The sequence below is a fragment of the Streptomyces sp. CNH189 genome (assembly GCF_000527195.1).
Window position 1 is genome coordinate 234049 of record NZ_AZUS01000007.1, and the last position, 22465, is coordinate 256513.

A 22465-nucleotide genomic window follows, 5' to 3' on the forward strand; every position below is an offset into this window, starting at 1 on the left:
CGCGTTCACCGTCCCGTGAGCTGTTGATTGGGCGTGGGAACAGTCCCGCTCCACGCCACCTCCTCGTCTGGTTGACTCCGCGGGCCACCCCCACATCCGTGCCGGCACCCCACCGCGGGTGCCGGATCGTCGTGCGTGAGCGGAGTCGTCTTGGAGTTCTACGAAGCGGAGCCGTACCGGCAGGGGCCGCCGGTGCCTGATGACCGCGCCCTGTCCGCGCACGTCCCGGCGGAGGCCGCGCGGTTGAAGGTCGGCTTGCGGGTCGGTCTGCGGATCGCCCTCGTGTGGGTGCTGTACGTGGTGGCCGCCGCGCTCGTGCCGGGTGTGTACGGCACTCCGGTCGCCGGGGCCGTGAGTCTCGGGGCGGTGCTGGCAGTCGTACCGCTCGGGATCGGTGTGCACGGCCTGGTCGTGTACGGGCGGCGGGTCGACCAGGTCACCGCGGCCTCCGACGGGGACGACCGGAGGTGGGCGTGACCGCGTTGCTCGACTCCTCCTCACGGTCGCTCGTCTTCGCCGTGTTCTCCGTGTTCGTCGTCATCTGCCTGATGCTGTGCGTCATCACCGGCGCCGACGAGGACGACCGCGCGCTCGTGCGGTCCGACAGCCGGCGGCTGCGGTCCTGGCAGCAGGGCATCGCGATGGGCGGCGACACCACGACCGTCGCGACCGTCACCGTGCTGGTGGGTATGGTCGCCACGACCGGGTTCGACGGGCTCGGCGTGATGCTGGGCAGCCTGGTCGGTGTGCTCCTTTTCCTCGTGCTGGTCATCGAGCCGTTGCGGGCGCACGCCTCGCTGACCACGCCGGACCTGCTGGACGCGCGTGGCAGCGGCGGGTCCGGCGTGCGGGTGGCCTGGGGTGTGGTGACGCTGCTGGTCTGTTTCCCGCTGCTGGTGGTGCAGTTGGTGGTCGTCGGCAATGTGGCCGCCGCGCTGCTGGGGCAGCCCGGCGCGCGGACCGGGTGCATCGTCGTCATCGGCTGCGTGATGACCGCGCTGGCCGTCAGCGGCGGCATCCGGGGCACGGGTGTGGTGATGATCGCCAAGTCGGTGATCGCCCTGCCCGTGCTGCTGGTCGCCGCCGCGCTCGTCCTGCACCGCTTCGGCGGGGATCTCGGGCGCCTGCTGGACGCGGCCGCGAACGGTTCGGGGACCGGCGAGGGGTTCCTTCGGCCCGGTGGCTACACGGGTGACGGATGGGTCGGGGCGGTGAACCGCGTCGGACAGATCCTCGGCATGACCATGGCCACGCTGGCCATGCCCGCCGTACTGATGCGGGCCATCGCGACGAAGAGCCCGCGCGGGGCCCGTACCGTCGGCCGCTGGATGCTCGGTGAGCTCGTCCTGCTGTACGGCGCCCTCGCCGTCGTCGGCGTCGGCGCGGCGGCGCTGGCCGGCGGGGTGCTGCGGGAGGCCGGTCCGTCGGCGCAGGTGTTCACGCCGCTGCTGCTGGGGCGGGCGCTGGACAGCGGCGGCATCCTGGTCGCGGCCCTCGCCTGCGTCCTCTTCCTCACCGCGCTGGCCGCCGTGGTCGACGTGACCCTCGCCGCCGGGATCACCCTGGGCCGGGACGTGGTCGGGGCCTCCGGTGGGCGCCCGGCGGGCCGGGTGGACGGCACCGCGTCGCGGTGGGCCGCCGCGCTGACCGGGCTGGCCGCCGCGGCCGTCGCCGTGGTGTGCGCCGACTGGAACCTGGTGGTCGTCTCGACGCTCTGGCTCGGCCTCTGCGGCGCCGCCCTCGCGCCCGTCCTGCTGTACGCGCTGTACTGGCCCGGGTTCACCGCCCGCGGCGCGCTGTGGTGCCTGTGGGGCGCGACGGTGGTGACCGTGGTGGCGCTCGCGGTGTCGCCGTACATGTCCGGCACCCCCACGTCGATCATGCCGGGGCACGACTTCCGGGTCTGGGACGTGACCATCCCGGGGCTGGTGACGACGCCGGTCGGGTTCCTGCTGGGCTGGCTGGGCAGCGTCACGGATCGGCGCCGGACGGCCGGCGACACCGTCCTGAGGTCTTCACCGCGTGCCGCGCACCGATGATTTCCGCTCGGTGGCACGGTCGTAATCGGTAACACGGACCGGACACCCCAGGAGGACACCATGTCCCGGAAGATCGTCGCCAGCCTGTTCATCTCGCTCGACGGTGTCGTCGAGGCACCCGACCAGTGGCACTTCCCGTACTTCAACGACGAGATGGGCGCGGCCGTCGGCGAGGGCCTGAGCAACGCCGACACCATGCTCTTCGGACGCGTGACGTACGACAGTTTCGCCGGCGCCTGGCCGGCGCGGGAGACGGCGGGCGCGGAGGACGCGGGCTTCGCCAAGCAGCTCGGCGACATGCGCAAGATCGTGTTCTCGCGCAGCCCGCTCGAGTTCCAGTGGCGCAACTCGGAGCAGGCGCAGGGCGACGTCGCCGAGGTCGCCGCCGCCCTGAAGAGCGAGTCCGGAGGTGACATCGCGCTGAGCGGCTCGGTGTCGGTCATCCGGCAGCTGCTCGCCGCGGGCCTGCTCGACGAGCTCCAGCTCCTCGTCCACCCCGTCGCCGTCCGCAAGGGCATGCGCCTGTTCGACGAGGGGGAGCCGTCGATCCCGCTGCGGCTGCTGAAGTCGGAGACGTTCGGGACGGGGGTGCTGAACCTGGTCTACGGGCCGGACACGGCGCCGCCGACGGGCGGGTACGAGGAGGCGGTGGCGTCTCTCGGGGAGTAGGCACGGTCAACAGCGCTTCATGAGCGTCCTCATCTCAGTGGAAGGCCAGCCATCCGACTCCCAGGGCACAGGTGAGGCCGGCGGCGGTCATGGCGGCGGGCCGGTTGCGGTGCAGTGCGAACCAGAGCAGCACGGCGGTCACCGCCACGGCGCCCGTCCCTAGGGACGCGCGCAACGGCCCGTCGTTGTACCCGAATTCGTCGACATGCTGTGCCAGCCAGGCGAACCAGGTGATTCTCACGGCGCTTACGCATCCCTCTTGTTGGGGTGGTGTTCGGTCTCTGGAGTGCGGCACAGGATCCGCGTGCCGACCTCGCTTCGGCGCGCCCGTCAACTCTTTCACGCGACGCCGTGACGTTGTTGAACGTGGCAACAGGCGTGCCAGGGGTCCCAGTTGAGGCGTAAGGTCGTACCTCCTGAGGGAGCGCGAAAGGGGAGACGCGTGGAACCCGTGGCGGCGGACCTTCTCATGGCCCTGGCGAGCGGGACCGCCGGGGCGGCCGGGCAGAGTGTGTGGGAGCGGCTGCGGGCCCTCGTGCAGGGGTCACCCGACCGACAGCCCGATGCCGGGCAAAGTGACGGCGAGCCCGAGGTGGGCGCCTTGGTCGGAGCTCTCGACGAGGACTCCTCCGACGAGGAGCGCGCCGCCCGGCTGGCCGAGGGTCTCGCCCTGCGCGCCCGGCAGGACCCCGCGTTCGCCGAGGCGCTGGCGCTGTGGCGGCGGGAGGCGGAGCAGGTGTCCGGCGCGGCGGCCGGCGGTGGCACCCAGCATCAGGAGATCTCGGGCGGCACGCAGCACAGCGTCGTCTTCACCCGCGACGTCCACGGTTCGATCAATCTGGGCTGACCGAGGAGGAGCGGGACGTGGCGAGCGGCGGCGACGGCCTGCACCAGGAGATATCCGGGGGAACCCAGCGGAACGTCGTCTTCGCGCAGGTCGTCGAGAACGTCTCCCTGCACGGGGACGGCGACCTGTACGCGGGGCACGGTGCGGGCGGGCCCGGCGCCCGTCGCAATCCTGGCGTGGCCGTTCTGCCCTACGCCGTCGGTCTGCTCGGGGTGTTCCTGCTCATCGCCCGCCCCGAGCTCCCTCTTCCCGCACGGCTCGACCCGGGACCGGTGGTCGGTGGCGGACTGCTCCTTGCCGGCACCGTCGGACTCTCCGCGTGGTCCTGGCTGCGCGGGAAGTGGGCCCACCGGCGCCGGGCGGCCTGGCGCACCGAGCGCACCCTCGACCGCGCCGCCGAGGCGCTCACGGAGAGCCTGGTCGTCCGCTACGACGAGGACGAACGCCTGAGAAGGCTCAACGACCCCCACCCGCTGGACGTGGCCTGGACGACCCTGCCGCCGCCGAGAGAGGAGAGCGGCGAGGAGGAGGACCCGTCGGCGCGGCCCGGCCCACCGGACATCGCCGACTACTACACCGCCACCCCCGCGCGTCGCCTCGTCGTCCTCGGCGGCGCCGGCGCCGGAAAGTCCGTGCTCGTTCTGCGCCTGGCCCACGCCCTGCTGCACCGCCGGACCCGCGGCTCCGGCGATCCGGTCCCTTTGATCGTGTCGCTGGCGTCCTGGGACCCGGACCAGGGACTGTTGCGCTGGATGGCGGAGCAGCTCGCCGACGCGCACCCGGAAGCCTGCACCCCGGCGCCCGACGTCCCGCCGACGGAGGTGGCCTTCCACCTCCTCCTCACAGGTCGGGTCCTGCCGGTGCTCGACGGTTTCGACGAACTCCCCGAGCACCGCCGGCCCGCCGCCCTCCGCCAGATCGGCGAGACCATGCGCGGCCGCCGGCCCTTCGTACTCGCCAGCCGCGAACCCGAGTACCGCCGACACGTCCTCGACCAGCTCGACTTCGAGCGCACGGAGATCCACCTCAGGCCGCTCGGCGAAGCGACCGTACGGGCGTATCTCAGCCCCGGCCGAGCTCCCACTCGCTGGACACCGGTCCTGGACCGGATCGCCGACCGCTCACCCGCCGCCCCACCCGAGGTACGGCGGCTGAGGCAGGTGCTGTCCGTTCCGCTGATGGTGGAACTCGCCCGGGTCGCGTACGCCCGCGTCGGTGCCGATCCCTCGGAACTGCTCGAGTCGGATGTGTTCCTGTCCCGCGCCGACATCGAAAGCCATTTGTACGACGCGTTCCTGGACGCCGTCTACAGCTCCTCGTACGACATCCAGACGGCCCACGGCGGCTGGTCACCCCAACAGGCCCGCACCTGGATCGGCTTCCTCGCCGCGCACATGAAGGCGGTGAACGAGCAGGACTTCGCCTGGTGGCGGCTGGACCGCACCCTTCCCCGGTTCGCCTCCGTGCTCGTCATGGTGCCCGCACTTGTGGTCGGCTGGCTGTCGGTGGCCGTCGTCGCCTTCGGGCTGCCGTGGTGGCGGCAGTGGCCGGCACTGCCGTCCCTGGCCGGGGCGTACGCGGTGCTCTGCGGGCTGGCTCTCCTGGCGGAGGCGGCCGAGCGGACCACCGGGCGGCAGGAGCCGCCGCGCAGGCTGCGCCGCCCTGGGCGCGGAGATCTCCGGGGCGCGTTCACCTCGTGGTGGGAGCGAGGGCTGGGAGTTCTGGCCGTCCTCACGGTCGGCGCCACGATGACGGCCGTCGTCCGCCGGGACGGCTCGTCGTTCCTGTACCTCTGGCTCTCCGGCGTAGTGGTGTGGTGGTACGGGCGCCGAGCTCTCAGACACGTGTGGCGCGGCGCCGATCCGGCCAGGGCGGACAGCCCGGCCGGCCTGCTGCGGGCGGACCGGCGGAGCGTGATCACCGTGGGCTGGTTCTCCCCGCTCCGCCTGGCCGACGATGCGACGCCGTTGCGGCATGTGCTCGCCCTGCCGCCCGTGCTGCTGCTCGCCTGGCAGTCCATGGGAGGCGGCAGGGACGTCGTCACCGTCGGCGACTGGACGCTGATGGCGGTGGCGACGCCGGTGTTCTGGCTGCTGTTCGCCTTCGGCTCCTCCGCGTGGGGCGGGTTCACCGTGGCCCGCCTGTACTTCTGGGCCACCGGCCGGCTGCCCCGGCGCCTCCTGCCCTTCCTGGAGGACGCGCATGCCCGGGGGGTGCTACGTCAGGCGGGCGGCGTCTACCGGTTCCGGCACATCGAGCTGCGGAACCGTCTCGCCCTCGGTGTGCCGTCCGAGGTGCGGGCGCGGCCCCGGAGCGCGCCCGGGCGGGTTCGCCGATCCGTGGCCGCGGGGCTCGCCGCCGCTGTCGCCGGCGGGCAACTGGTGGTGGGCTCCGGTGCCGTGGTCGCCGAGCGTCTGCCAGGACCCGTCCGCTCGCTGCCCACCGCCTGCGCACTGCTCGACGCGGCGGACGCGGCCCGGCTGATGCGGGATCCCGCCCGGGTGGCCGCCGACGACGCTGCTTCGTGCTCGGTGGGCGAGCAGGCGCCGTTCAGCCGCAACGTGACCATCGGCATCAGCCGCATCCTGCTCACCGGGAACGGCGTCACCGTCAGCGGAAGCGACATGGCTCAGGCCCGGTACGGACAGCTTCGCGCCGGCGCACCCAACGCCGGGGAGAGGGAGGTGTCGGACGACGGCTTCCACAGGGATCTCCGTGGTCTCGGCCACGAGGCGTACGTGGCCGCCTGGTCCCGCTCGGCCGACACGACGGCCCGCCTTGAGCGTTCGAGGACGGTGGCCAGAGTGGGCGTACGGGTCGCCAACGCTGTGGTCCAGGTCGACTACAGCGAGGAGTTCGCCTCCTTCGACCGTGCTGCCGAGGTCGCCCAGGTCCTGGCCCGGCAGGCGCTGCACCGGGCCGGCCTCGACGGCACACGCCCACGGGACGGTGACCCGAAGCCCCTTTCCCGGGGTGCCACCGAGCCCGCCGTCGACGGGCCGCTCTCCTCGGTCACCCCGCAGTCGGCGCTGCCCGCCAAGGAGAACCGCTTCGCCTTCTACAACCGGCGGGCCACCGGTTCCGTGTACGGCGCGACCTGGCAGGACGACGACCGCTCGTACATCTGGGAGCTGGTGTTCGCTCCTTTCGTCTTCCGCGCGCCCAAACACATGGACTGTCACCAGGCCGGCAGCTACACGCGGAGCGCGTACACGTGCACGGCGGTGCCCGACCTCGTCGAGGCCGGCCTGCTCCCCGACCTGCGCCTCGAGATCCGCAACCTGCGGTGCGGGGTGAACTGCAGCGACCAGCAGACGGCGGCATACCTGCGCTCCGCTCCCGATCACGCCACCACCCCGTGGACGAAGCACAACGAAGCCACGTACTACGCGGCCGACGTGGTCGGTGACGGCCGCTACCGCATGACCATGCAACGATTCTGGGCCTGGCAGAACAAGACAGAACGCACCCAGCAGGCCTACCTGCTGTGGGTGCGCGTCGAGGTTCCGTCCACACACCGGGCCTTGGCACAGAAGATCGTCAACGACATGTACGCGCAGACGGGCGCCGGCGACATCGTTCAACTCGGCTGAACCCGTCCTGCTCGGACTCGTCGCCCATACGTGACCCGCCTGGCCAGCACCTCGAAGGGACCCCGGTGACCCCTGCGACGCATCTGGTGGGCGAGGAGGACTGTCCCCATCCACGTCGCCAGGGCCAGGAGGGCCGTGGTGGTGACGGTCAGGGTCCCGGAGAGGTCGAGCAGGAAGGGCGTGAAGACGAGCGACCAGATCACCGACTGCACGAGGTAGCAGGTCATCGAGCGTTGGCCGGTGGCGGCGATCGCGTTCACCACCGGCCCCCGGCGGGGCCCGAGCCGCAGCGCGAGCAAGGACACCGCCGCCGCGTATCCGAAGCCGCCGAGGACGCCCGTGGCGTCGTGCAGCGGGCCGATCAGTTCCTGGGTCGGCCGGTCCGGCACGGGCACGACTCCCGCGAGCATCAGCGAGACCGGCTGGGCGCCGAGGACGGCGGCGCCGATCCCCACGGAGGCTGTGACCCGCAGCAGGGCCCGGTACCGCTCGGGCTGCTCCAGGATCCGCCGGCGGCCCGCCCAGAGCCCCGCCGCGAACGGGCACATGAACCCGAGGGGTCCGAGCAGCGCGATGTAGGGAGCCGTCTGCGCCCGCTCCACGACCATCGTGAGCAGGTCGGCGGGGAGCAGCGCGCCGTCCGGCGGATCGGTGCTGATGGTCGACGAGTCCCCGCCCGGCAGGGAGACGAGGACCAGGAACAGCGCGGCGGTCAGCAACAGTGAGCGGTCCTTCCAGCGGACCATCCACGCTCCGACCAACAGCAGCACCCCGTAGGCCGCCAGGATGTCCCCGACGTAGAGCAGCAGTGCGTGCAGGGCTCCGACGACGACCAGTGCCAGGCTGCGCCGCCACAGCAGCCGCCGCACCGACCGAGGTGTGCTGTCCTCCTGCCTGCTCACGATGCGGGCGACGCCGTACCCGAACAGCAGCCCGAACATCGGGAAGGCGCGGCCGTCGACGAACGTCGAGATCAGCCATGTCACGGCCGAGTCCACGGGGGAGCCGTCGCGTGGGTAGCCGCCCAGCACCGCCGTGCCGCGCAGGAAGTAGTGCGAGTTGGCGAGCGCGATGAACAGGAGCATGAAGCCCCGCGCCAGGTCGGGGGCGAGGGCGCGGGTGGCCACGGCGGTGGGCTCGGACGTCCGGATCGGCATGCGTCCAGTCCATCGGCGGGCGTCCGGCCAAGGCATCGGGCGGAAGTCGTCGGCCGGGCGACTTTCGTCCCTGTCCGGCCTCGGGCGACGGGACCAAGGAAGCGGCGATGTCAGTGGTGGGTGCCACCATCGGCGCATGAACAGTGACGGGCTCGACTGGGGGACGTTCCTGCGGCGTTGGCAGGACGAGTGGGTGCCGAGCGAGGACGAGGCGATGGAGCTGGCGGAGGGGGACACGACCCTCGCCGACCTGACGCTCGCGGCTCCGCCGGCGTCCGAGGCCGAGGTGGCCGACGCCGAGCGGCGTCTGGGGACCCGACTGCCGCCGTCCTACCGGGAGTTCCTCCTGGCGAGCAACGGATGGGGCCTGCGCGACGATTCGATCCACCAGCTCGGTGCGGCGCACGAGATCGGCTGGTTCGGCGACCCGTTCGGCATGACGCCGATGTACCGGGAGAGCCTGGACGAGCGGGCGACCGAGCGGGAGGTGCTGCTCGCCGGGATGTGGGAGCGCGCGCTTCAGCTGGAGACCGACTCCGACATGTCCTACGCGCTGCTCGACCCGGGCGACACCGACGACGACGGTGAGTGGGCCCTCTACGTCTACAAGGGCTGGAGCGGCGAGTACCCGACCCGGTATCCGTCGTTCCGTGCCTACATGCGGCGCAGGTACGAGTCCTTCCACGCCGAGCGGGCGCCGCTCCCGGACTTCGTGAACGACACGACCCGCGCCCGGGACGCCGAGGTCGAGCGGGCGCGGGAGGACGCGCTGAGCGGGCGGTGGGAAGCCGCGCGGGACCTGCTCGCCGGCGCCGAGCGCTACGGGCGGCCAGGGGCCTGGGGGATGCTGCGACAGCTCGACACACTGGCCCAGGGCTACGGGGCCAATACCGCGAGCTTCGGCGGGCTCGTCGCCGATCCGCGCTGCGTGCAGGACCTGGTGCCCGTCCTGGCCCTCGCTCATGTGCGGGACGGCCGCCCCGGCGGCCCCGCCCGTCATTTCGCGCTGGGCGCCGGGACCGACGACGGCGTCCAAGCAGCCGCCGAGGAGATTCTCGCCCGGGTGCGCGACGGCTCCCACCGCTACGCACCGGACGGCGCCTTCGGACAAGCGGTCGCCGAGGCGAGGGAGGCGGCCCGCTGGGGTGACACGGACACCGCGTGGCGGGTGATCCGCGCCGGGCTGCCGTCGTGGTCGCCGCCCGCGCCGGACCTGCTGGCACCGCTCGGCCTGCTGGCCGACCCTGTCCTCGGGCCGGTGGTGACGCGGGAGCGGGGGCTGGAGTTGCTGGCCACGCCCCGGGCCGGCCGCACGGGCGCGCTGCCCGAGCCGGTGCCGGACCTGGATCCGCCGGGGCTGTGCTGGCTGGCGGAGCCCCAGCGGTGGAACGCCCCGCACCGCTCCTACCGCTGTCTGTGGGTGGAGGGCGTGGAGCCGGAGGCGCTGCCTGGTCTGGTCGGTGAGGACGGGGGTGCGGGCGAGGACGGGGGCACGGGACTGACCGCTGCGCCCGTTCGTCCCGCCGGGTGGTTTCCGTACGACGTCGGGCAGCGGGACGACTCGGCGCCGTGGGAGGACCGGGCCGTGATGGCGGTGGGCCGGACGGGCTCGGGGTGGGCGTTCGGCTTCGACGCGGCCCCGCGGGCTTCGGAGCCCAGGACGTTCTTCGTCTCCCCGGCCGCCGGCGCATCGCGCGGCGGACGCGCGGTGGTGCTGTGGGTGCGCCGCGGTCGCGACGACACCCCCGCGGTGTTCCACCTCTCGGTGGCCGAGCGGGGTGAGGAGCGGTACGCGTACACGCTGCGCGGCACGGACGTCGAGCGCTCGGGGCAGGTGCCGGCGGCCCTCGACCCGGAGCATGTCCTGCGCGGCGTCGACGACGCGGACCGTGAGCGGCGCCTGCTGGCCGCCGTGCAGGACGAGTTCGGCCTCTCCCTCCCCCGGCACGCCCTGGCCGAGGGCATCCTGCCGCAGCTGACCACCCGGTCCTGGAACCGCGCGCCCCGGGAGGGTGAGGCCTTCGCGTACGTCACGGTCACCGTCAGCCCGTGATGACCCCGGCCGGGAGTGGTCCGGCCGGGGGCGGCCCCGGCCGGGCGGGTCAGGCCGGGGCGGGTGAGGCGGCTTCGTGGATCACGAGTTTGAACTCGGCCAGGACGATCTTGCGGGCCACCGAATCGTCATGGGTGGCGCGTACGGCGAGGGGGACGGCCGGGTCCACGAAGATGCCCCAGCTCTTGGTCCAGCACTGCATGCCGGGGCTGGGCGGGCGGTGCTCCGTGGCCGTCGTGTCGTTCGGATTCGGGGTGAGACCGAGCGGGTCGCGGACGAACTGGTCGCGTAGTTCGCTGTAGCCGCCCGCCTCCCACTGGATCATCGCGTACAGGGTTCCCCAGCCGGCGACGCTCGGCCATATGAGTCCGGAGCGCGGGTCGGTGTCCCAGTTGGTGATGACGTACCCGTCCGGCTGGTTGACCTGGTGCATGGTGAAGTGGTCGCTGGACTCGGCGGACCCGAAAGGGAACCTGATGACCGTGTAGGGGCTGTTCGCCGGGATCGTCTGCGGTGTGTCCCGCTTGAGGGAACAGACCTGGACCCCGGCCGCCGCCGTCGTGTGAGTGGACATGTCCCGCTTCTTCCCGTCCGGCGGCCCGGTGAGTCGGCGCACACCGCACTCAACGGGCGGAACCGCCGGGGAACTTACGTATGCCATACAACCGTTCGACGTCTCGAACGGTCTTCATTGATGACCAACGCGGTCATTTTCACGAGGAGATCGTCATTTTCGCGCTGCGCAAGACTCTGACCACCACCGCCGTCGCCGGTATGGTTCTCGCCGGCACCGCCGCCTGCGGCACCGTGGAGAACCTGTCCGCCGGGCAGAAGCTGGACAACGCCTTCGACAAGCTCGGTGAGGAGCGTTCGCTCTCCTTCGAGCTGGACCTGGACACCGACGCCGCGTCGCTGAAGGCGCTGGACGCCGAGTCGTCGGAGCCGGGCGAGGAGATGCCCGACGAGGTCGCCGAGCTGCTCAGCGAGGCGCGGATCAGCTTCTCCGTGCAGTCGAAGAAGCCGATCGAGAAGTCCGAGGAGAAGGACTTCACGGCCATGGCGATGAAGGTCAGCGGCGCCGACGGCGACCTGCTCGAGTACCGGCTGGTCGGCGACCACGTCTACTTCCGCGTGGACGCCGTGAAGCTCGGGGAGCTCTCGGGCAGCCCCATGCCGCCGGCCGACGAACTTCCCGCCGAGGCGGGTGCGTTCAAGAAGCTCCTGGACGGCAAGTGGCTGAAGGTCTCGAAGAAGGAGATGGAGGAGACCGGCAAGGGGATGGCGGGTGCCGGGGCCCTCGGGGGCGAGGAGCCGTCGGCGGAGCCCAGCCTCGACGCCAAGGCGCAGAAGAAGCTGACGAACGCGCTGAAGAAGGTCGTCGCCGAGAACGTCGACTTCACCACCTCCGGCGGGTCGGACGGCACCGAGCACATCAAGGCGACGGCGCCGTTCCGCACCCTGGTGACCGAGCTGTTCGACACGCTCCGGCCGCTGCAGAAGGACCTGCCGATCGGCGACGAGCTGCCCACCGCCAAGGACTTCGCGGACGCGCCCAACAAGAAGGTCACCGCCGACTTCACCCTGAAGAACGGTGAGCTGACCGAGGTGTCCGTGGACCTCGCCAAGCTGGCCGAGAAGGCGAAGGTCAAGAAGTTCGCATTGGTGCTGCGCGTCGGCAAGGGCGAGAAGACCACGGCGCCGGCCGGTGCCACCGAGGTGCGCGTCGAGGAGATCCTCGGGGGGCTCTTCGCCGGGGCCGTCGGCTCCGCGTTCACGGACGAGGAGTTCGGTGATGCGTCGTTCGAGGAGGGCGACCTCTCGGACGACGTGCAGATGTGGTGAGCCGTCCCCTGCGGGCCGGAGCCGCGCCGGGGCCTCAGCCCGCGGCCACCGCCTCCCAGGGGACCGTGCGGTCGCACCAGCGGTTCAGCAGGGTGCGGTCGTGGCCGACCGACAGCAGGCCGGCACCCGTCGACGCGCGGTAGTCCTCGACGACGCGCACCAGCACCGCCGTGGTCGACGCGTCCAGCATCGCGGTCATCTCGTCGCACACCAGCCAGCGCGGTTCCAGGGCCAACGCGCGGGCGAGGCAAGCGCGTTGCAGTTGGCCGTCGCTGACCTCGTGGGGGCGGCGGCCCAGCAGGTCGGGGGTGAGGCCGACGGCGTCGGCCAGTTCGGCCACGCGGGCGGGGGCCGCGGCGCGCCGGCCCGTCGCCCGCAGGGGTTCCGCGATCAGGTCGGCGAGGCGCAGCCGGGGGTCGGCCGCCAGGCGGGGCTGCTGGAAGACGACGCCGACGGCGGTGCGCTGTGCACGGGGCGCCCGGTGCCGGAAGCGGTGGACGGGAACGCCGTCGAGGACGACCTCGCCGGCGTCCGGGCGGTGCAGCAGGGCGGCGACCCTGGCCAGGGTGGACTTGCCGCAGCCGCTCGGGCCGAGCAGGCCCACCGCCTCGCCCGGGGTGACGGTGAGGGTCGCGTCGCGGACGACGGGGGCGCGGCGGTCGTAGCCGGCGGTGACGGCGCGCAGCTCAAGCACGGATGTCCTCCGGGGTGGGGGCCGTTTCCGGCAGGCCGGCGGGGGCCGGGTGGTGGCAGGCGACGGAGTCCGTGAACGGCGGCGGGGTGGCGCAGAGGTCCGTGGCGCGGTGGCAGCGGGGGGCGAAGGCGCAGCCGTCGGGGAGGTTGCCCAGCTCGGGCGGCAGCCCGGGTACGGGGGTGAAGGACCGTTCGGGGAGGGCCTCCAGCAGGCCGCGGCTGTAGGGGTGGCGGGGGCCCGGGGAGCCGAAGAAGGCCGGTGCGTCGGCCAGTTCGACGATTCGGCCCGCGTACATGACGGCTACGCGGTCGGCGATGCGTTCGGCGGCGGCCAGGTCGTGCGTGATCATCAGCAGGGCGTGGCCGGCGTCCACATGGCGGCGCAGTTCGTCCACCGTGCGGTCCACGAGGTCGCGGTCCAGGCCGGTGGTGGGCTCGTCGGCGAGCAGCAGCGGGGCGTCGCCGATGAGCGCGAGGGCGGTGGCGGCACGCTGGGCCAGGCCGCCGGAGAGTTCGTGCGGATGGCGGTCGAGGTGGTCGAGGGGGAACTCGACGCGTTGCGCCGCCCGTTCGGCCGCCTTTCGGCGGGCGGCGCGGCCCCGGGTGCCGGTGAGCCGGGCGACCGTCTCCTCGATGTGGGAGCGGATGGTGCGCACGGGCGTGAGGTGCGCCGCCGGGGACTGCGGGACGAGCCCGACACGGCGGCCCCGCACGGTTCGGGCGAGGGTGGGTTCGTCGGCCGTGAGCAGGTCGAGGTCGCCGAGGTGGGCGTGCCCGGCGGTGCGGGCGTTGGCGGGGAGGAGCCCGAGCAGGGCGGAGGCCAGCACGGACTTGCCGCAGCCGCTCTCCCCGATGAGGGCGAGGCACTCCCCCGGCGCGACGTCGAACGACGCGTCGGACACGGCGGCGACACGGCGCCCTCCGGGCAGCAGGAACCGCACGGAGAGCCCACGGACGGACAGCACCGGCGCGAGGCGGCTCCGCCCGGCACCAGCTGGGGCGGCCGCAGCCTCAGGGGCGGCGCCCGGCGACGAGGGTGCCGGACCGGCCTCCTCGTCTCCAACGCCCGGCACGGCGGCCGAGTCCGTCTCTGCCGGGGAAGGCGCCGATGTCAAGGCGTCCTGCGTAGTCACAGCATCAGCTCCGATCGGCGGCGCGGGTTGATCCGCTCGCGCCAGACGCCGGCCAGGCCGGCGACCGCGAGGGTGGGGATGATCAGGAACAGGCCCGGGAAGAGGGTGGGCCACCACTGCCCGGCGAGCAGCGAGCCGCGGGCGCCCTGGATCAGGGTGCCGAGGCTGGCGGTGTGGGTGGGCAGGCCGAGGCCCAGGAAGGACAGGGCCGACTCGTGCCACATGGCGTGCGGGACCATCAGGACGGCGGCGAGGCCGGCCTGCGGCAGCACCCCCGGCAGCAGATGGCGTACCGTCACGCGCCACCGGGACGCGCCACCGGAGACGGCCGCGTCGACGAAGGGGCGGGACCGCAGTGACAGCACCTCCGCGCGGACGATGCGGGCGGTGGACAGCCAGTGGGTCAGGGCGACGGAGACGACCACCGGCCAGACGCCCGGCCGGAACATGGCCACGATGAAGATGCCGAGCAGCAGATGCGGCACGGAGGACAGGGTGTCGACCAGGCGCATGACCGCGCGGTCGGCCCAGCCGCCCAGCGCGCCGGCGGTGGCGCCGACGGCCGTGCCGATGACGGTGGCGGTCAGTGCGGCCACCACGCCCACCAGCAGCGAGACGCGCAGCCCGTAGACGCAGCGCAGCAGCAGGTCGCGCCCCACGTCGTCGGTGCCGAACGGGTGCGCCCAGCTGGGCGGCAGGAGCTTGGCGGCCAGGTCGACCGCCTGCTGGTCGAGCTGGGTCAGCGGCGGGACGAGCAGCACGGCGAGCACCGTCACGGCGACCAGCACGCCGGAGACGCGCAGCCGCAGGACGTGCGTGGAGCGGCGTGCGGTCCCGTGCGCGCGCCACGCGGGGGCGGCCGGTTTCACGTCCGCCGTGTCGACGTCGGTCGTCACATCTCCTCCAGCTTCACCCTCGGGTCGATCAGCCCGTAGAGCAGGTCGGCCAGCAGGTTGCCGGCGAGGACGGCTGCGGTGGCGAGGGTGGTGAGGGCGGCCAGCAGCGGGAAGTCGACGGCGGTGGCCGCCTCGACGGTCGCCGAGGCGATCCCGGGCCAGCTGAAGACGGTCTCCACCAGCAGGGCGCCGGTGATGAGTTCCGGCACGCGGGAGCCGATGAGCGTCAGCACCGGCAGCAGTCCGGAGCGCAGGGCGTGGCCGAGCAGCACCGTGCGTTCGCTCAGGCCGCGGGCCCTGGCCCCGCGCACGGGGTCCTCCGCGAGGGCGTCGCCGACGCCTTGGCGGACGTACAGCGTGAACCAGGGCAGTTGGGAGAGGGCGAGGACGCCGGCGGGGAGGATCAGGTGCTGCACCAGTCCGCCGAACGTGACCGCATCACTGCCGGTGTCGGTGAGGCCGCCGGCCGGGAGGACGTCCAGCCGCAGGGCGAACAGCCACACGGCGAGCAGCGCGATCCAGAAGACCGGAGCGGCCTCCAGGGTGTACGCGAGCGAGGTGACCGCGCGGTCGACGAGGGAGCCGGGGCGGCGGGCGGCGAGCACCCCGAGCACCGTGCCGAGCAGCACGGCGGCGGCGAACGCGACGGCGCACAACAGCGTGGACCACAGCAGTCGTTCGCCGATCACCTCGGCCACCTGTTGACGCATGACGGTGGACCGGCCGAGGTCGCCACCGACGGCGGAGGTGAGCCAGTCCCACCAGTGTGCGGTGAACGGCCGGTCCACGCCCAGGTTGTCCCGCAGCCGGTCCAGGGTCTCCTGGTCGGCGCCGAGCGCGGCGGTGCCCGCGTACGCCTTGACGGGGTCGAAGGGGGAGGCGGCGGCGACGGCGAACACGCCGAAGGTGACGACGCCGAGCACGGGCACGGCGTACAGGGCGCGGCGGGCGGTGAGCCGTGCCATCGCTCCCCAGGGGGCGTGGGTCATGGCGCGGGCTGCCAGTCCTCGACGTTCCACCAGGGGCCGGCGGCGAAGCCGTGCTCGTGGGGTTCGGTCTGGGTGGTGAGGCCCTTCCAGCGGTCGGCGAGCACGTACATGTGGTCGATGTGGGTGAGGAAGGTGTAGCCGGGGTCCTTCATCAGGGCGCGCTGCAGGTCGTCGTAGGCGGCCTTGCGGGCCTCGGGGTCCTGGGTGCGGCGGCCGGTCTCCAGGGCCCGGTCCACGGCCGGATTGTCGTAGCGGGCCATGTTGTTGAAGCCGTCGCCGGCGAGGGAGGAGTGCAGCAGTGTGTAGAGGCCGAAGTCCGGGTCGCCGATGCTGCCGAAGCCCGCGAGGACGGCGTCGTGCTTCATGCGGGGTTCGATGACCTCCCAGGTGGCGCTCTGCACCCGTACGTCGATGCCGGCCTTCTTCGCGTCGGAGGCGTAGGCAAGGGCGTGGTCCTGGCGGACCTTGTCGCCCGAGGGGTAGTACAGGGTGAAGCGGGCGGGGCGGCCGTCCTTGGCGCGGATGCCGTCCTTGCCCTCCTTCCAGCCTGCCGCGTCGAGGAGGCGTCCGGCCTCGGCGAGGTCCCGGGACCGCTCGACGTCCTTGGCGAACCAGGGGTCGCCGACGGGCAGCGGGCCGTAGGCGGGGCGTCCGGCGCCGTCGAGGATCTTGTCGACCATGGCCTGCCGGTCCACGGCCAGGTCGAGGGCACGGCGGATCGCGGTGTCGCCGGTGACGGGGTGGCCGGTGGGGAGGCTGACCGCGCGGAAGTCGTACGAGGTGGCGCGGTACGTCTTCCTGCCGTCGTCGCTCTTGAAGGTGGCGGCGAGGTTGGGCGGGAGGACGGCGCCGTCGAGGTCGCCGGAGCGCAGGCGGGTGGCGCGGACGTCGTCGTCGGCGACGATCGCCATGGTGAGCTTCTTCACCTCGGGTGCGCCGCCCCAGTAGTGCGGGTTGGCCTTGAAGGTGAGCTTCTCGCCCTTGCGCCAGTCGACGAGGACGTACGGACCGGTGCCGACCGGCTCGGTGTTGAAGGCGCCGGTGTTGGGGTCCTGCTTCCCGGCGACGTGCTCGGGGACGACCGGCAGCACCGTGCGGGCGGCGAAGGGCGCGTACGGGTGGTGCAGGGTGAAGACGACCGTGTCGTCGCCCACCGCCCGGACGTCCTTGACGGCGGCCAGTTCGCTCTTGGCGGTGTTGTTGGTGGCGTCGTCGAGCACCGTGCGGTACGTGAAGACGACGTCCCGCGCGGTCAGCGGCTTGCCGTCACTGAACTTCACACCCTGGCGCAGGGTGTAGGTGTAGGTGCGGCCCCCGTCCGTGATCGTCGGGAGCGCCTTGGCCAGCGCGGGCTCGAGGCCCATGTCGGCGTCACGGGCGAGGAGTCCGTCGAAGATCTTCGAGTTGCCGTCCTTGCCGTAACCGAGCAGCGGGCTCAGGGTGTCGGGCTCGGTGGACACCCCGATTACGACGGACTCGGCGGCCGCCCCGCTGTCCGCGCCGCCACTGCCGGGCGCCGAGCAGGCCGTGGCCACCGCCGCCGTCGCCAGTACCGCGGCGGCTCCCCGTATGCGTCGGGTCGTCATCGAACCTCACATCCCAGTTGGCCGGGCCTCTCGCCCGGACCTCTTGCCCGTGCCCATGGCCCGGACCTGTTGCCCGCAAGTCGTTGTTGCATATTAGTTGCAGCAAGATCCTGCCCAGGACGGCGGCCCCCTATCCCCCGGATCCGGAGGCGGGCCCCGCGCGGCCCGAACGCGCAGGTGTGCGCCGGGTCGCGAGCTGCCGGGCGCCGTCCGCGCGCCCCCGTCGCCGCTTGTCACCGGGCCACGCCGGGGACTACTGTCGCCACGCCTTGGTGACGGGAAATCGGTGCGATACCGGTGCGGCCCTCGCCACTGTGATCGGGAAGTCCGGCTCCGGCCCTCGCGGGCAGCCACTGGGTCCTTCGGGACCCGGGAAGGCGGAGCACGGGCGGTGGTACCCGTCAGCCAGGAGACCGGCCAAGGCGCGTCAACCATCCACGAGGTGCTGGAGAGGGTCTGCTGAGCCATGCACATTGCCGAGGGTTTTCTGCCTCCGGCGCACGCGGTCGCCTGGGGCGTCGCGTCGGCGCCGTTCGTCGTCCACGGAGCCCGGTCGCTCATCCGTGAAGTGAGAGCTCATCCCGAGAGCACACTGCTGCTGGGCGCGTCGGGCGCCTTCACGTTCGTCCTGTCCGCGCTGAAACTGCCGTCGGTGACCGGGAGTTGCTCCCATCCCACCGGTACGGGGCTGGGCGCGATCCTGTTCCGGCCACCCGTCATGGCCGTGCTCGGAACCATCACCCTGCTGTTCCAGGCGCTGCTGCTCGCGCACGGCGGGCTGACCACCCTGGGCGCCAACGTCTTCTCGATGGCGATCGTCGGACCGTGGGCGGGGTACGCCGTCTACCGGCTGCTACGCCGGTACGACGTGCCGCTGATGGGCGCGGTGTTCTGCGGCGCGTTCGTCGCCGACCTGTCGACGTACTGCGTGACCAGCGTGCAGCTGGCGCTCGCCTTTCCGGACCCCGGCAGCGGATTCCTGGGCGCGCTGGGCAAGTTCGGGTCCATCTTCGCGGTCACGCAGATCCCGCTCGCGGTGAGCGAGGGGCTGCTGACCGTGCTGGTGATGCGCCTGCTGGTGCAGTCGAGCAAGGGCGAGCTGACCCGGCTCGGGGTGCTGGTCACCTCGGTCGCCGGACGTCGCGAGCGGACGGGGTCCGCCGGGTCGGCGGACTCGGCGGACTCGGCGGAGGTGGTGGTCCGATGAGCCGCAACGCGAGGATCAACACCCTGCTCCTGCTGCTCGTCGCCGCCCTCGCCGTGATCCCGCTGGTGTTCGGGCTCGGCGACCACAAGGAGGAGCCGTTCGCCGGGGCGGACGGGGAGGCGGAGACCGCGATCACCGAGCTCGACCCGGATTACGAGCCGTGGTTCTCACCGCTGTACGAGCCGCCGTCCGGTGAGATCGAGTCGGCGCTGTTCGCCCTCCAGGCGGCGCTCGGCGCGGGCGTCCTGGCCTACTACTTCGGGCTGCGGCGGGGGCGCCGGCAGGGCGAGGCAGGGGCACGGGCACAGGCACGGGCACGGGCACGGGCACGGGAGCTGACCACGGCGGACGCGGGTGCCGGTGCCGCGAGTACGGGTACGGGTGCGGGTGCCGTCAATACGAGTGCCGGCGCAGGTACAGGTACGGGTGCCGCGGGTACCGGCGCGGGTGTGCGTACCGGCGCCGGTGACGGACGGGACTGACGGTTCCGTGCTGCCGATCGACGCGGCGGCGCACAGCAGCCGCTGGCGCCGCCGTCATCCGGTGGACAAGGCCGTCCTCGGCCTCGGTCTCACCGTGCTCGCGATCTCGCTGCCGCCCTGGCCGGGCGCGGCCCTGGTGCTGGTCACCGCACTCGTGCTGCTGCTCGGCCCGGCGGGCGTGCCGGCGCGGCGGCTGTGGCGTGCGTACCGGGTGCCACTGGGCTTCTGCGTCACCGGGGCGCTCACCCTGCTGGTGCAGGTGGGCGGCCCGGAAGGCATCGTCTCACCGGCCGGCAACGGGCCCGTGCGCGCCGGGGAGTTGCTGTTGCGCACCTCGGCCGCCTCGCTGGGCGTCCTGCTGTTCGCGTTCACCACGCCGATGTCGGACCTGCTGCCCCGGCTGGTGCGCGCCGGGGTGCCGGCGCCGCTCGTGGACGTGGCGCTGGTGACGTACCGGATGAGTTTCCTGCTGCTGGACTCGGTGCGCCGGGTGCACGCGGCGCAGGCGGCCCGGCTCGGGCACACCACCCGGGCGGCGGCCTGGCGTTCGCTCGGCGGGCTCGGCGCGACCGCGTTCGTGCGGTCCTTCGACCGGGCGGCGCGACTGCAGACCGGGCTCGCGGGGCGCGGCTACGACGGCACCCTGCGCGTGCTGGTGCCCGAGGCGCGCGTGTCCGCGCGGTTCACGGCGGCGAGCGGGGCGCTCCTGGCGGCGCTGGCCGTCCTCACTTCCGTACTGGAAAGGCCTCTGTCGTGAGCGAGTCGGTGCTGGTGGCCCTGCGGGGCGTGTCGTTCGGGTACGAGGAGGGGCCGCCGGTGTTCACGGGGCTGGACTTCGAGGTGCGCGAGGGCCGGGCGCTGGCCCTGCTGGGGCGCAACGGCAGCGGCAAGACGACGCTGATGCGCCTGCTGAGTGGAGGACTGCGGCCAGGTAGTGGGGAGTTGAGTGTGTCGGGGCGGGTGGTGCGGCACGACCGGCAGGGGCTGACGGCGCTGCGTACCACCGTGCAGCTGGTGGTGCAGGACCCTGACGACCAGTTGTTCGCCGCGTCCGTGGGGCAGGACGTGTCGTTCGGGCCGCTGAACCTGGGGCTGTCCGACACGGAGGTGCGCGCGCGGGTGGCGGAGGCGCTGGCCGCGCTGGACATCACCGCGCTCGCCGACCGGCCCACGCACCTGCTCTCCTACGGGCAGCGCAAGCGGACGGCCATCGCGGGCGCGGTGGCCATGCGGCCCCGGGTGCTGATCCTGGACGAGCCGACGGCGGGGCTCGACCCCGACGGCCAGGAACGCCTGCTGGCCACCCTGGACGGGCTGCGGGCGAACGGCACGACGGTCGTGATGGCCACCCACGACGTGGACCTCGCCCTGCGCTGGGCCGACGACGCGGCGCTGCTCACCCCGTCCGGCGTCCACACCGGCCCCGCCGCCGAGGCGCTGGCGCGCCGGGACCTGCTCACGGCGGCGGGGCTCCGGCTGCCGTGGGGTGTGGCGGCCGGGCTCTTCCTGAGGGCGTGCGGGGTGAGGGCCGGCACGGTCCCCGGTCCCCGCACCCCGGAGGAGCTGGCGGCGCTGGCCGCCGCGCCGGAGTGCGGGGAACGGAGGTCCGGCTAGGCGCCGAAGGAGCCCCGGACGGGGTCAGCAGCCGCCGCAGTTGTGGTACGTGACGTCCCAGTGGTTGCCCTCGTCGGCGTAGACGTTGCCCGAGCCGGAGCGCCACTGCGGGGCTCCGTCGCCGCGCACGCCGATGTAGGTGAACGTGTTCTTGACGTAGTTCGAGACGCAGGTGGTCTTGCCGAAGTCGAGCTTGTAGCCGTTCCAGTGCGAGTACGTGCCGGAGGCGTGCCCGGTCTCGGTGCCACCGGTGATGTTCAGGGCGCAGCCGCTGGCCCGTTTGAGGGTCTGGGCGCCCTGCGCCGTGGCCAGGTTGAGCTGGTCGAAGGACGTGCAGGTGGAGACGTTGCGGTTGGAGCAGCCTCCGGACGACGACCAGGTGACGCCGGCGTCGCGGAACATGGAGGTCGCGGTGGCGTGGCTGATCTTGGTGACGGCGGCGGCCTCGCCCGCGGTACCCATGACGGCGGCGCCCGGGGCGACGACGAGGGCGAGAGCGGTCAGGACCGAGCGGAGCTTCGGGGCCTTGATGGCCTTCATATGGGGGGACCTTCCTGCTGGGGGCCATGGTTCGTGAGGGGACGGCTGTGCAGGCGGAGCAGACCGATGATGCCCGTGGTCTACGCGCGTCCGCCAGAGGACAAAACGGAATGCCGGCGCCGAGGGGTCGGGCCGGCACCGTCTGCCTGGCGGCCGTCCACCTCGCTGACCCCTCACGGGTCAACGAGGTGGTGAGCGACGGCGGTTCAGACGGCCGAACGGAAGGCGGGCAGGTAGCCGCCCGACTGGCCGACGGCCTTCGGGTGGTAGGAGTTGCCGATCGGGATGGTCACGCTGTGCAGCCAGGCGTCGCCCGAGCAGAGCTCGTGTCCGCTGAACTCGTCGACCACGCTGGAGTAGGCGAACCCGGCGTTGGCCGCCCGCTTGGCGATCACCCCGTTCAGCACGTCACCGGCGTTGTTGATCGCGGAGCGCTCGGTCTCGGTCAGGCCCACGATGCAACTGCCCGACAGCTTGTAGAAGCGCGGGTAGCCGAGGACGACCACGCGTGCCTGCGGGGAACGGGAGCGGATGCCGGAGTACAGCGAGTCGAGCTTGCCCGGGAGGGTGTTCTGCATCTGCGAGACCGCGGTGTTGACCCGGGAGACGCAGGTCGCCTCGCTCTGCAGCACGCAGGCCTGCATGACGTCCGCGAAGCCGACGTCGTTGCCGCCCGCGGTGACGCTCACGAGCGTGGTGGAGGAGGACAGGGCGCTGAGCTGGGTGGAGGCCACACTCGTCGTCGTCGCCCCGGAGCAGGCGACGAACTTGAACGACGCCGGGGCGTTGGCGTTCTTCCAGAGCTGGGGGTAGGCCACGGTGCTGCGCTTGCAGTCGCCGCTCTCGGAGGTGTAGCTGCCGGCACCCACACCGGAGGAGTAGGAGTCGCCGAGCGCCACGTAGTTGTGGCCGGCGGCAGCGGCGGGCTGGGCGATGCCGAGTACGGTCGCCAAACCCAGAACGAGCGTGGCGAGAGTTGTTCCCAGGGAGCGCGTTGACACGTGTATCCGCCTTTCACGACGAACCTCGCGACGGTAGTTGAGGGAGCAACAGGAGTTGTAGCAGGCCGGAATACCGCCCGGTAACTACCGGTCGGAAAGTCTTCCGCAATGACCCGAATACTGA

21 protein-coding genes and 1 riboswitch are annotated in these 22465 nt (G+C 72.6%); of the genes, 11 read left to right on the forward strand and 10 right to left on the reverse strand.

Translation table 11 applies throughout. The features are described from left to right. Positions 1-150 precede the first annotated feature (150 nt). From B100_RS0112475 to B100_RS0112485, 3 genes are read left to right on the forward strand one after another with little or no spacing between them, the layout of a single operon-like run. The gene (locus B100_RS0112475; RefSeq protein ID WP_024884773.1) at positions 151-477 is read left to right on the forward strand and encodes a hypothetical protein; all 327 of its coding nucleotides are present in this window, start codon (positions 151-153) and stop codon (positions 475-477) included. Next, positions 474-2039, forward strand: coding sequence for a sodium:solute symporter family transporter (locus B100_RS0112480; RefSeq protein ID WP_024884774.1), 1566 nt, complete (start codon positions 474-476; stop codon positions 2037-2039). Before B100_RS0112475 ends, B100_RS0112480 begins: the two co-directional genes overlap by 4 nt. A gap of 60 nt (positions 2040-2099) precedes the next feature. Then, complete coding sequence (locus B100_RS0112485; protein WP_024884775.1) at positions 2100-2708, forward strand: dihydrofolate reductase family protein; 609 nt, start codon at positions 2100-2102, stop codon at positions 2706-2708. Positions 2709-2742: 34 nt separating this feature from the next. On the opposite strand, the gene B100_RS0112490 is transcribed toward B100_RS0112485, so the two are convergent. Then, positions 2743-2949: a hypothetical protein gene (locus tag B100_RS0112490; RefSeq protein ID WP_024884776.1), complete on the reverse strand. Its 207-nt coding sequence runs from the start codon at positions 2947-2949 to the stop codon at positions 2743-2745. A 201-nt stretch (positions 2950-3150) separates the two neighbouring features. Here B100_RS0112490 and B100_RS0112495 point away from each other — a divergent pair, with 201 nt between their 5' ends. After that, positions 3151-3555, forward strand: coding sequence for a hypothetical protein (locus tag B100_RS0112495; protein WP_024884777.1), 405 nt, complete (start codon positions 3151-3153; stop codon positions 3553-3555). A gap of 17 nt (positions 3556-3572) precedes the next feature. Then, the gene (locus B100_RS0112500) at positions 3573-7148 is read left to right on the forward strand and encodes an NACHT domain-containing protein (protein WP_024884778.1); all 3576 of its coding nucleotides are present in this window, start codon (positions 3573-3575) and stop codon (positions 7146-7148) included. Here the strand turns inward: B100_RS0112500 and B100_RS0112505 are convergent. Then, positions 7136-8305, reverse strand: a complete 1170-nt coding sequence (locus tag B100_RS0112505; RefSeq protein ID WP_024884779.1) for a DUF418 domain-containing protein — start codon at positions 8303-8305, stop codon at positions 7136-7138. The genes B100_RS0112500 and B100_RS0112505 overlap by 13 nt on opposite strands. 136 nt (positions 8306-8441) lie before the next feature. Here B100_RS0112505 and B100_RS0112510 point away from each other — a divergent pair, with 136 nt between their 5' ends. Then, positions 8442-10358: an SMI1/KNR4 family protein gene (locus B100_RS0112510; RefSeq protein WP_024884780.1), complete on the forward strand. Its 1917-nt coding sequence runs from the start codon at positions 8442-8444 to the stop codon at positions 10356-10358. A 49-nt stretch (positions 10359-10407) separates the two neighbouring features. Here the strand turns inward: B100_RS0112510 and B100_RS0112515 are convergent, their stop codons facing one another. Then, positions 10408-10932 (reverse strand): hypothetical protein, encoded by a 525-nt coding sequence (locus tag B100_RS0112515; RefSeq protein WP_024884781.1) that lies wholly within the window; start codon positions 10930-10932, stop codon positions 10408-10410. A 200-nt stretch (positions 10933-11132) separates the two neighbouring features. Here B100_RS0112515 and B100_RS0112520 point away from each other — a divergent pair, with 200 nt between their 5' ends. Continuing rightward, positions 11133-12200, forward strand: a complete 1068-nt coding sequence (locus tag B100_RS0112520) for a hypothetical protein (RefSeq protein ID WP_064751470.1) — start codon at positions 11133-11135, stop codon at positions 12198-12200. 34 nt (positions 12201-12234) lie between these two features. On the opposite strand, the gene B100_RS0112525 is transcribed toward B100_RS0112520, so the two are convergent. From B100_RS0112525 to B100_RS0112545, 5 genes are all read right to left on the reverse strand, one after another. Continuing rightward, on the reverse strand, positions 12235-12894 hold the full coding sequence (locus tag B100_RS0112525) for an ATP-binding cassette domain-containing protein (protein WP_024884783.1): 660 nt from the start codon (positions 12892-12894) through the stop codon (positions 12235-12237). Further along, positions 12887-13858, reverse strand: a complete 972-nt coding sequence (locus B100_RS0112530; RefSeq protein WP_024884784.1) for an ABC transporter ATP-binding protein — start codon at positions 13856-13858, stop codon at positions 12887-12889. The genes B100_RS0112525 and B100_RS0112530 overlap by 8 nt, the downstream gene beginning before the upstream one ends. A 164-nt stretch (positions 13859-14022) precedes the next feature. Further along, complete coding sequence (locus B100_RS0112535; protein ID WP_024884785.1) at positions 14023-14922, reverse strand: ABC transporter permease; 900 nt, start codon at positions 14920-14922, stop codon at positions 14023-14025. Beyond that, positions 14919-15887: an ABC transporter permease gene (locus B100_RS0112540; protein ID WP_024884786.1), complete on the reverse strand. Its 969-nt coding sequence runs from the start codon at positions 15885-15887 to the stop codon at positions 14919-14921. Before B100_RS0112540 ends, B100_RS0112535 begins: the two co-directional genes overlap by 4 nt. Before the next feature lie 20 nt (positions 15888-15907). Further along, entirely contained in the window at positions 15908-17497 is a 1590-nt protein-coding gene (locus tag B100_RS0112545; protein ID WP_024884787.1) for an ABC transporter substrate-binding protein, read from the reverse strand. A gap of 253 nt (positions 17498-17750) precedes the next feature. After that, a riboswitch (cobalamin riboswitch) is annotated at positions 17751-17933 on the forward strand. A gap of 30 nt (positions 17934-17963) precedes the next feature. On the opposite strand from B100_RS0112545, the gene B100_RS0112550 reads away from it, so the two are divergent. From B100_RS0112550 to B100_RS0112565, 4 genes are read left to right on the forward strand one after another with little or no spacing between them, the layout of a single operon-like run. Continuing rightward, positions 17964-18704, forward strand: a complete 741-nt coding sequence (locus B100_RS0112550) for an energy-coupling factor ABC transporter permease (RefSeq protein WP_024884788.1) — start codon at positions 17964-17966, stop codon at positions 18702-18704. Then, positions 18701-19186 carry an energy-coupling factor ABC transporter substrate-binding protein gene (locus tag B100_RS0112555; RefSeq protein ID WP_024884789.1) on the forward strand — a complete coding sequence of 162 codons (486 nt, stop codon included), beginning with the start codon at positions 18701-18703 and terminating at the stop codon, positions 19184-19186. The genes B100_RS0112550 and B100_RS0112555 overlap by 4 nt, the downstream gene beginning before the upstream one ends. A 7-nt stretch (positions 19187-19193) precedes the next feature. Further along, positions 19194-19943: a cobalt ECF transporter T component CbiQ gene (gene cbiQ, locus B100_RS0112560; RefSeq protein ID WP_024884790.1), complete on the forward strand. Its 750-nt coding sequence runs from the start codon at positions 19194-19196 to the stop codon at positions 19941-19943. Next, positions 19940-20800, forward strand: coding sequence for an ATP-binding cassette domain-containing protein (locus B100_RS0112565; RefSeq protein WP_024884791.1), 861 nt, complete (start codon positions 19940-19942; stop codon positions 20798-20800). The genes cbiQ and B100_RS0112565 overlap by 4 nt, the downstream gene beginning before the upstream one ends. 24 nt (positions 20801-20824) lie before the next feature. On the opposite strand, the gene B100_RS0112570 is transcribed toward B100_RS0112565, so the two are convergent. Both B100_RS0112570 and B100_RS0112575 read right to left on the reverse strand, forming a co-directional pair. After that, positions 20825-21340, reverse strand: coding sequence for a hypothetical protein (locus B100_RS0112570; protein WP_024884792.1), 516 nt, complete (start codon positions 21338-21340; stop codon positions 20825-20827). Between the two features lie 206 nt (positions 21341-21546). Next, positions 21547-22341, reverse strand: coding sequence for an SGNH/GDSL hydrolase family protein (locus tag B100_RS0112575; protein WP_024884793.1), 795 nt, complete (start codon positions 22339-22341; stop codon positions 21547-21549). Between the last annotated feature and the right edge of the window lie 124 nt (positions 22342-22465).

What these genes read in the sequence shown, in the direction of transcription:
- B100_RS0112550 (WP_024884788.1), top strand. Translation starts at nt 17,964, where the DNA reads ATGCACATTGCCGAGGGTTTTCTGCCTCCGGCGCACGCGGTCGCCTGG.
- B100_RS0112545 (WP_024884787.1), bottom strand. Translation starts at nt 17,497, where the DNA reads ATGACGACCCGACGCATACGGGGAGCCGCCGCGGTACTGGCGACGGCG.
- B100_RS0112510 (WP_024884780.1), top strand. Translation starts at nt 8,442, where the DNA reads ATGAACAGTGACGGGCTCGACTGGGGGACGTTCCTGCGGCGTTGGCAG.
- B100_RS0112515 (WP_024884781.1), bottom strand. Translation starts at nt 10,932, where the DNA reads ATGTCCACTCACACGACGGCGGCGGCCGGGGTCCAGGTCTGTTCCCTC.
- B100_RS0112555 (WP_024884789.1), top strand. Translation starts at nt 18,701, where the DNA reads ATGAGCCGCAACGCGAGGATCAACACCCTGCTCCTGCTGCTCGTCGCC.
- B100_RS0112540 (WP_024884786.1), bottom strand. Translation starts at nt 15,887, where the DNA reads ATGGCACGGCTCACCGCCCGCCGCGCCCTGTACGCCGTGCCCGTGCTC.
- B100_RS0112520 (WP_064751470.1), top strand. Translation starts at nt 11,133, where the DNA reads ATGGTTCTCGCCGGCACCGCCGCCTGCGGCACCGTGGAGAACCTGTCC.
- B100_RS0112570 (WP_024884792.1), bottom strand. Translation starts at nt 21,340, where the DNA reads ATGAAGGCCATCAAGGCCCCGAAGCTCCGCTCGGTCCTGACCGCTCTC.
- B100_RS0112505 (WP_024884779.1), bottom strand. Translation starts at nt 8,305, where the DNA reads ATGCCGATCCGGACGTCCGAGCCCACCGCCGTGGCCACCCGCGCCCTC.
- B100_RS0112485 (WP_024884775.1), top strand. Translation starts at nt 2,100, where the DNA reads ATGTCCCGGAAGATCGTCGCCAGCCTGTTCATCTCGCTCGACGGTGTC.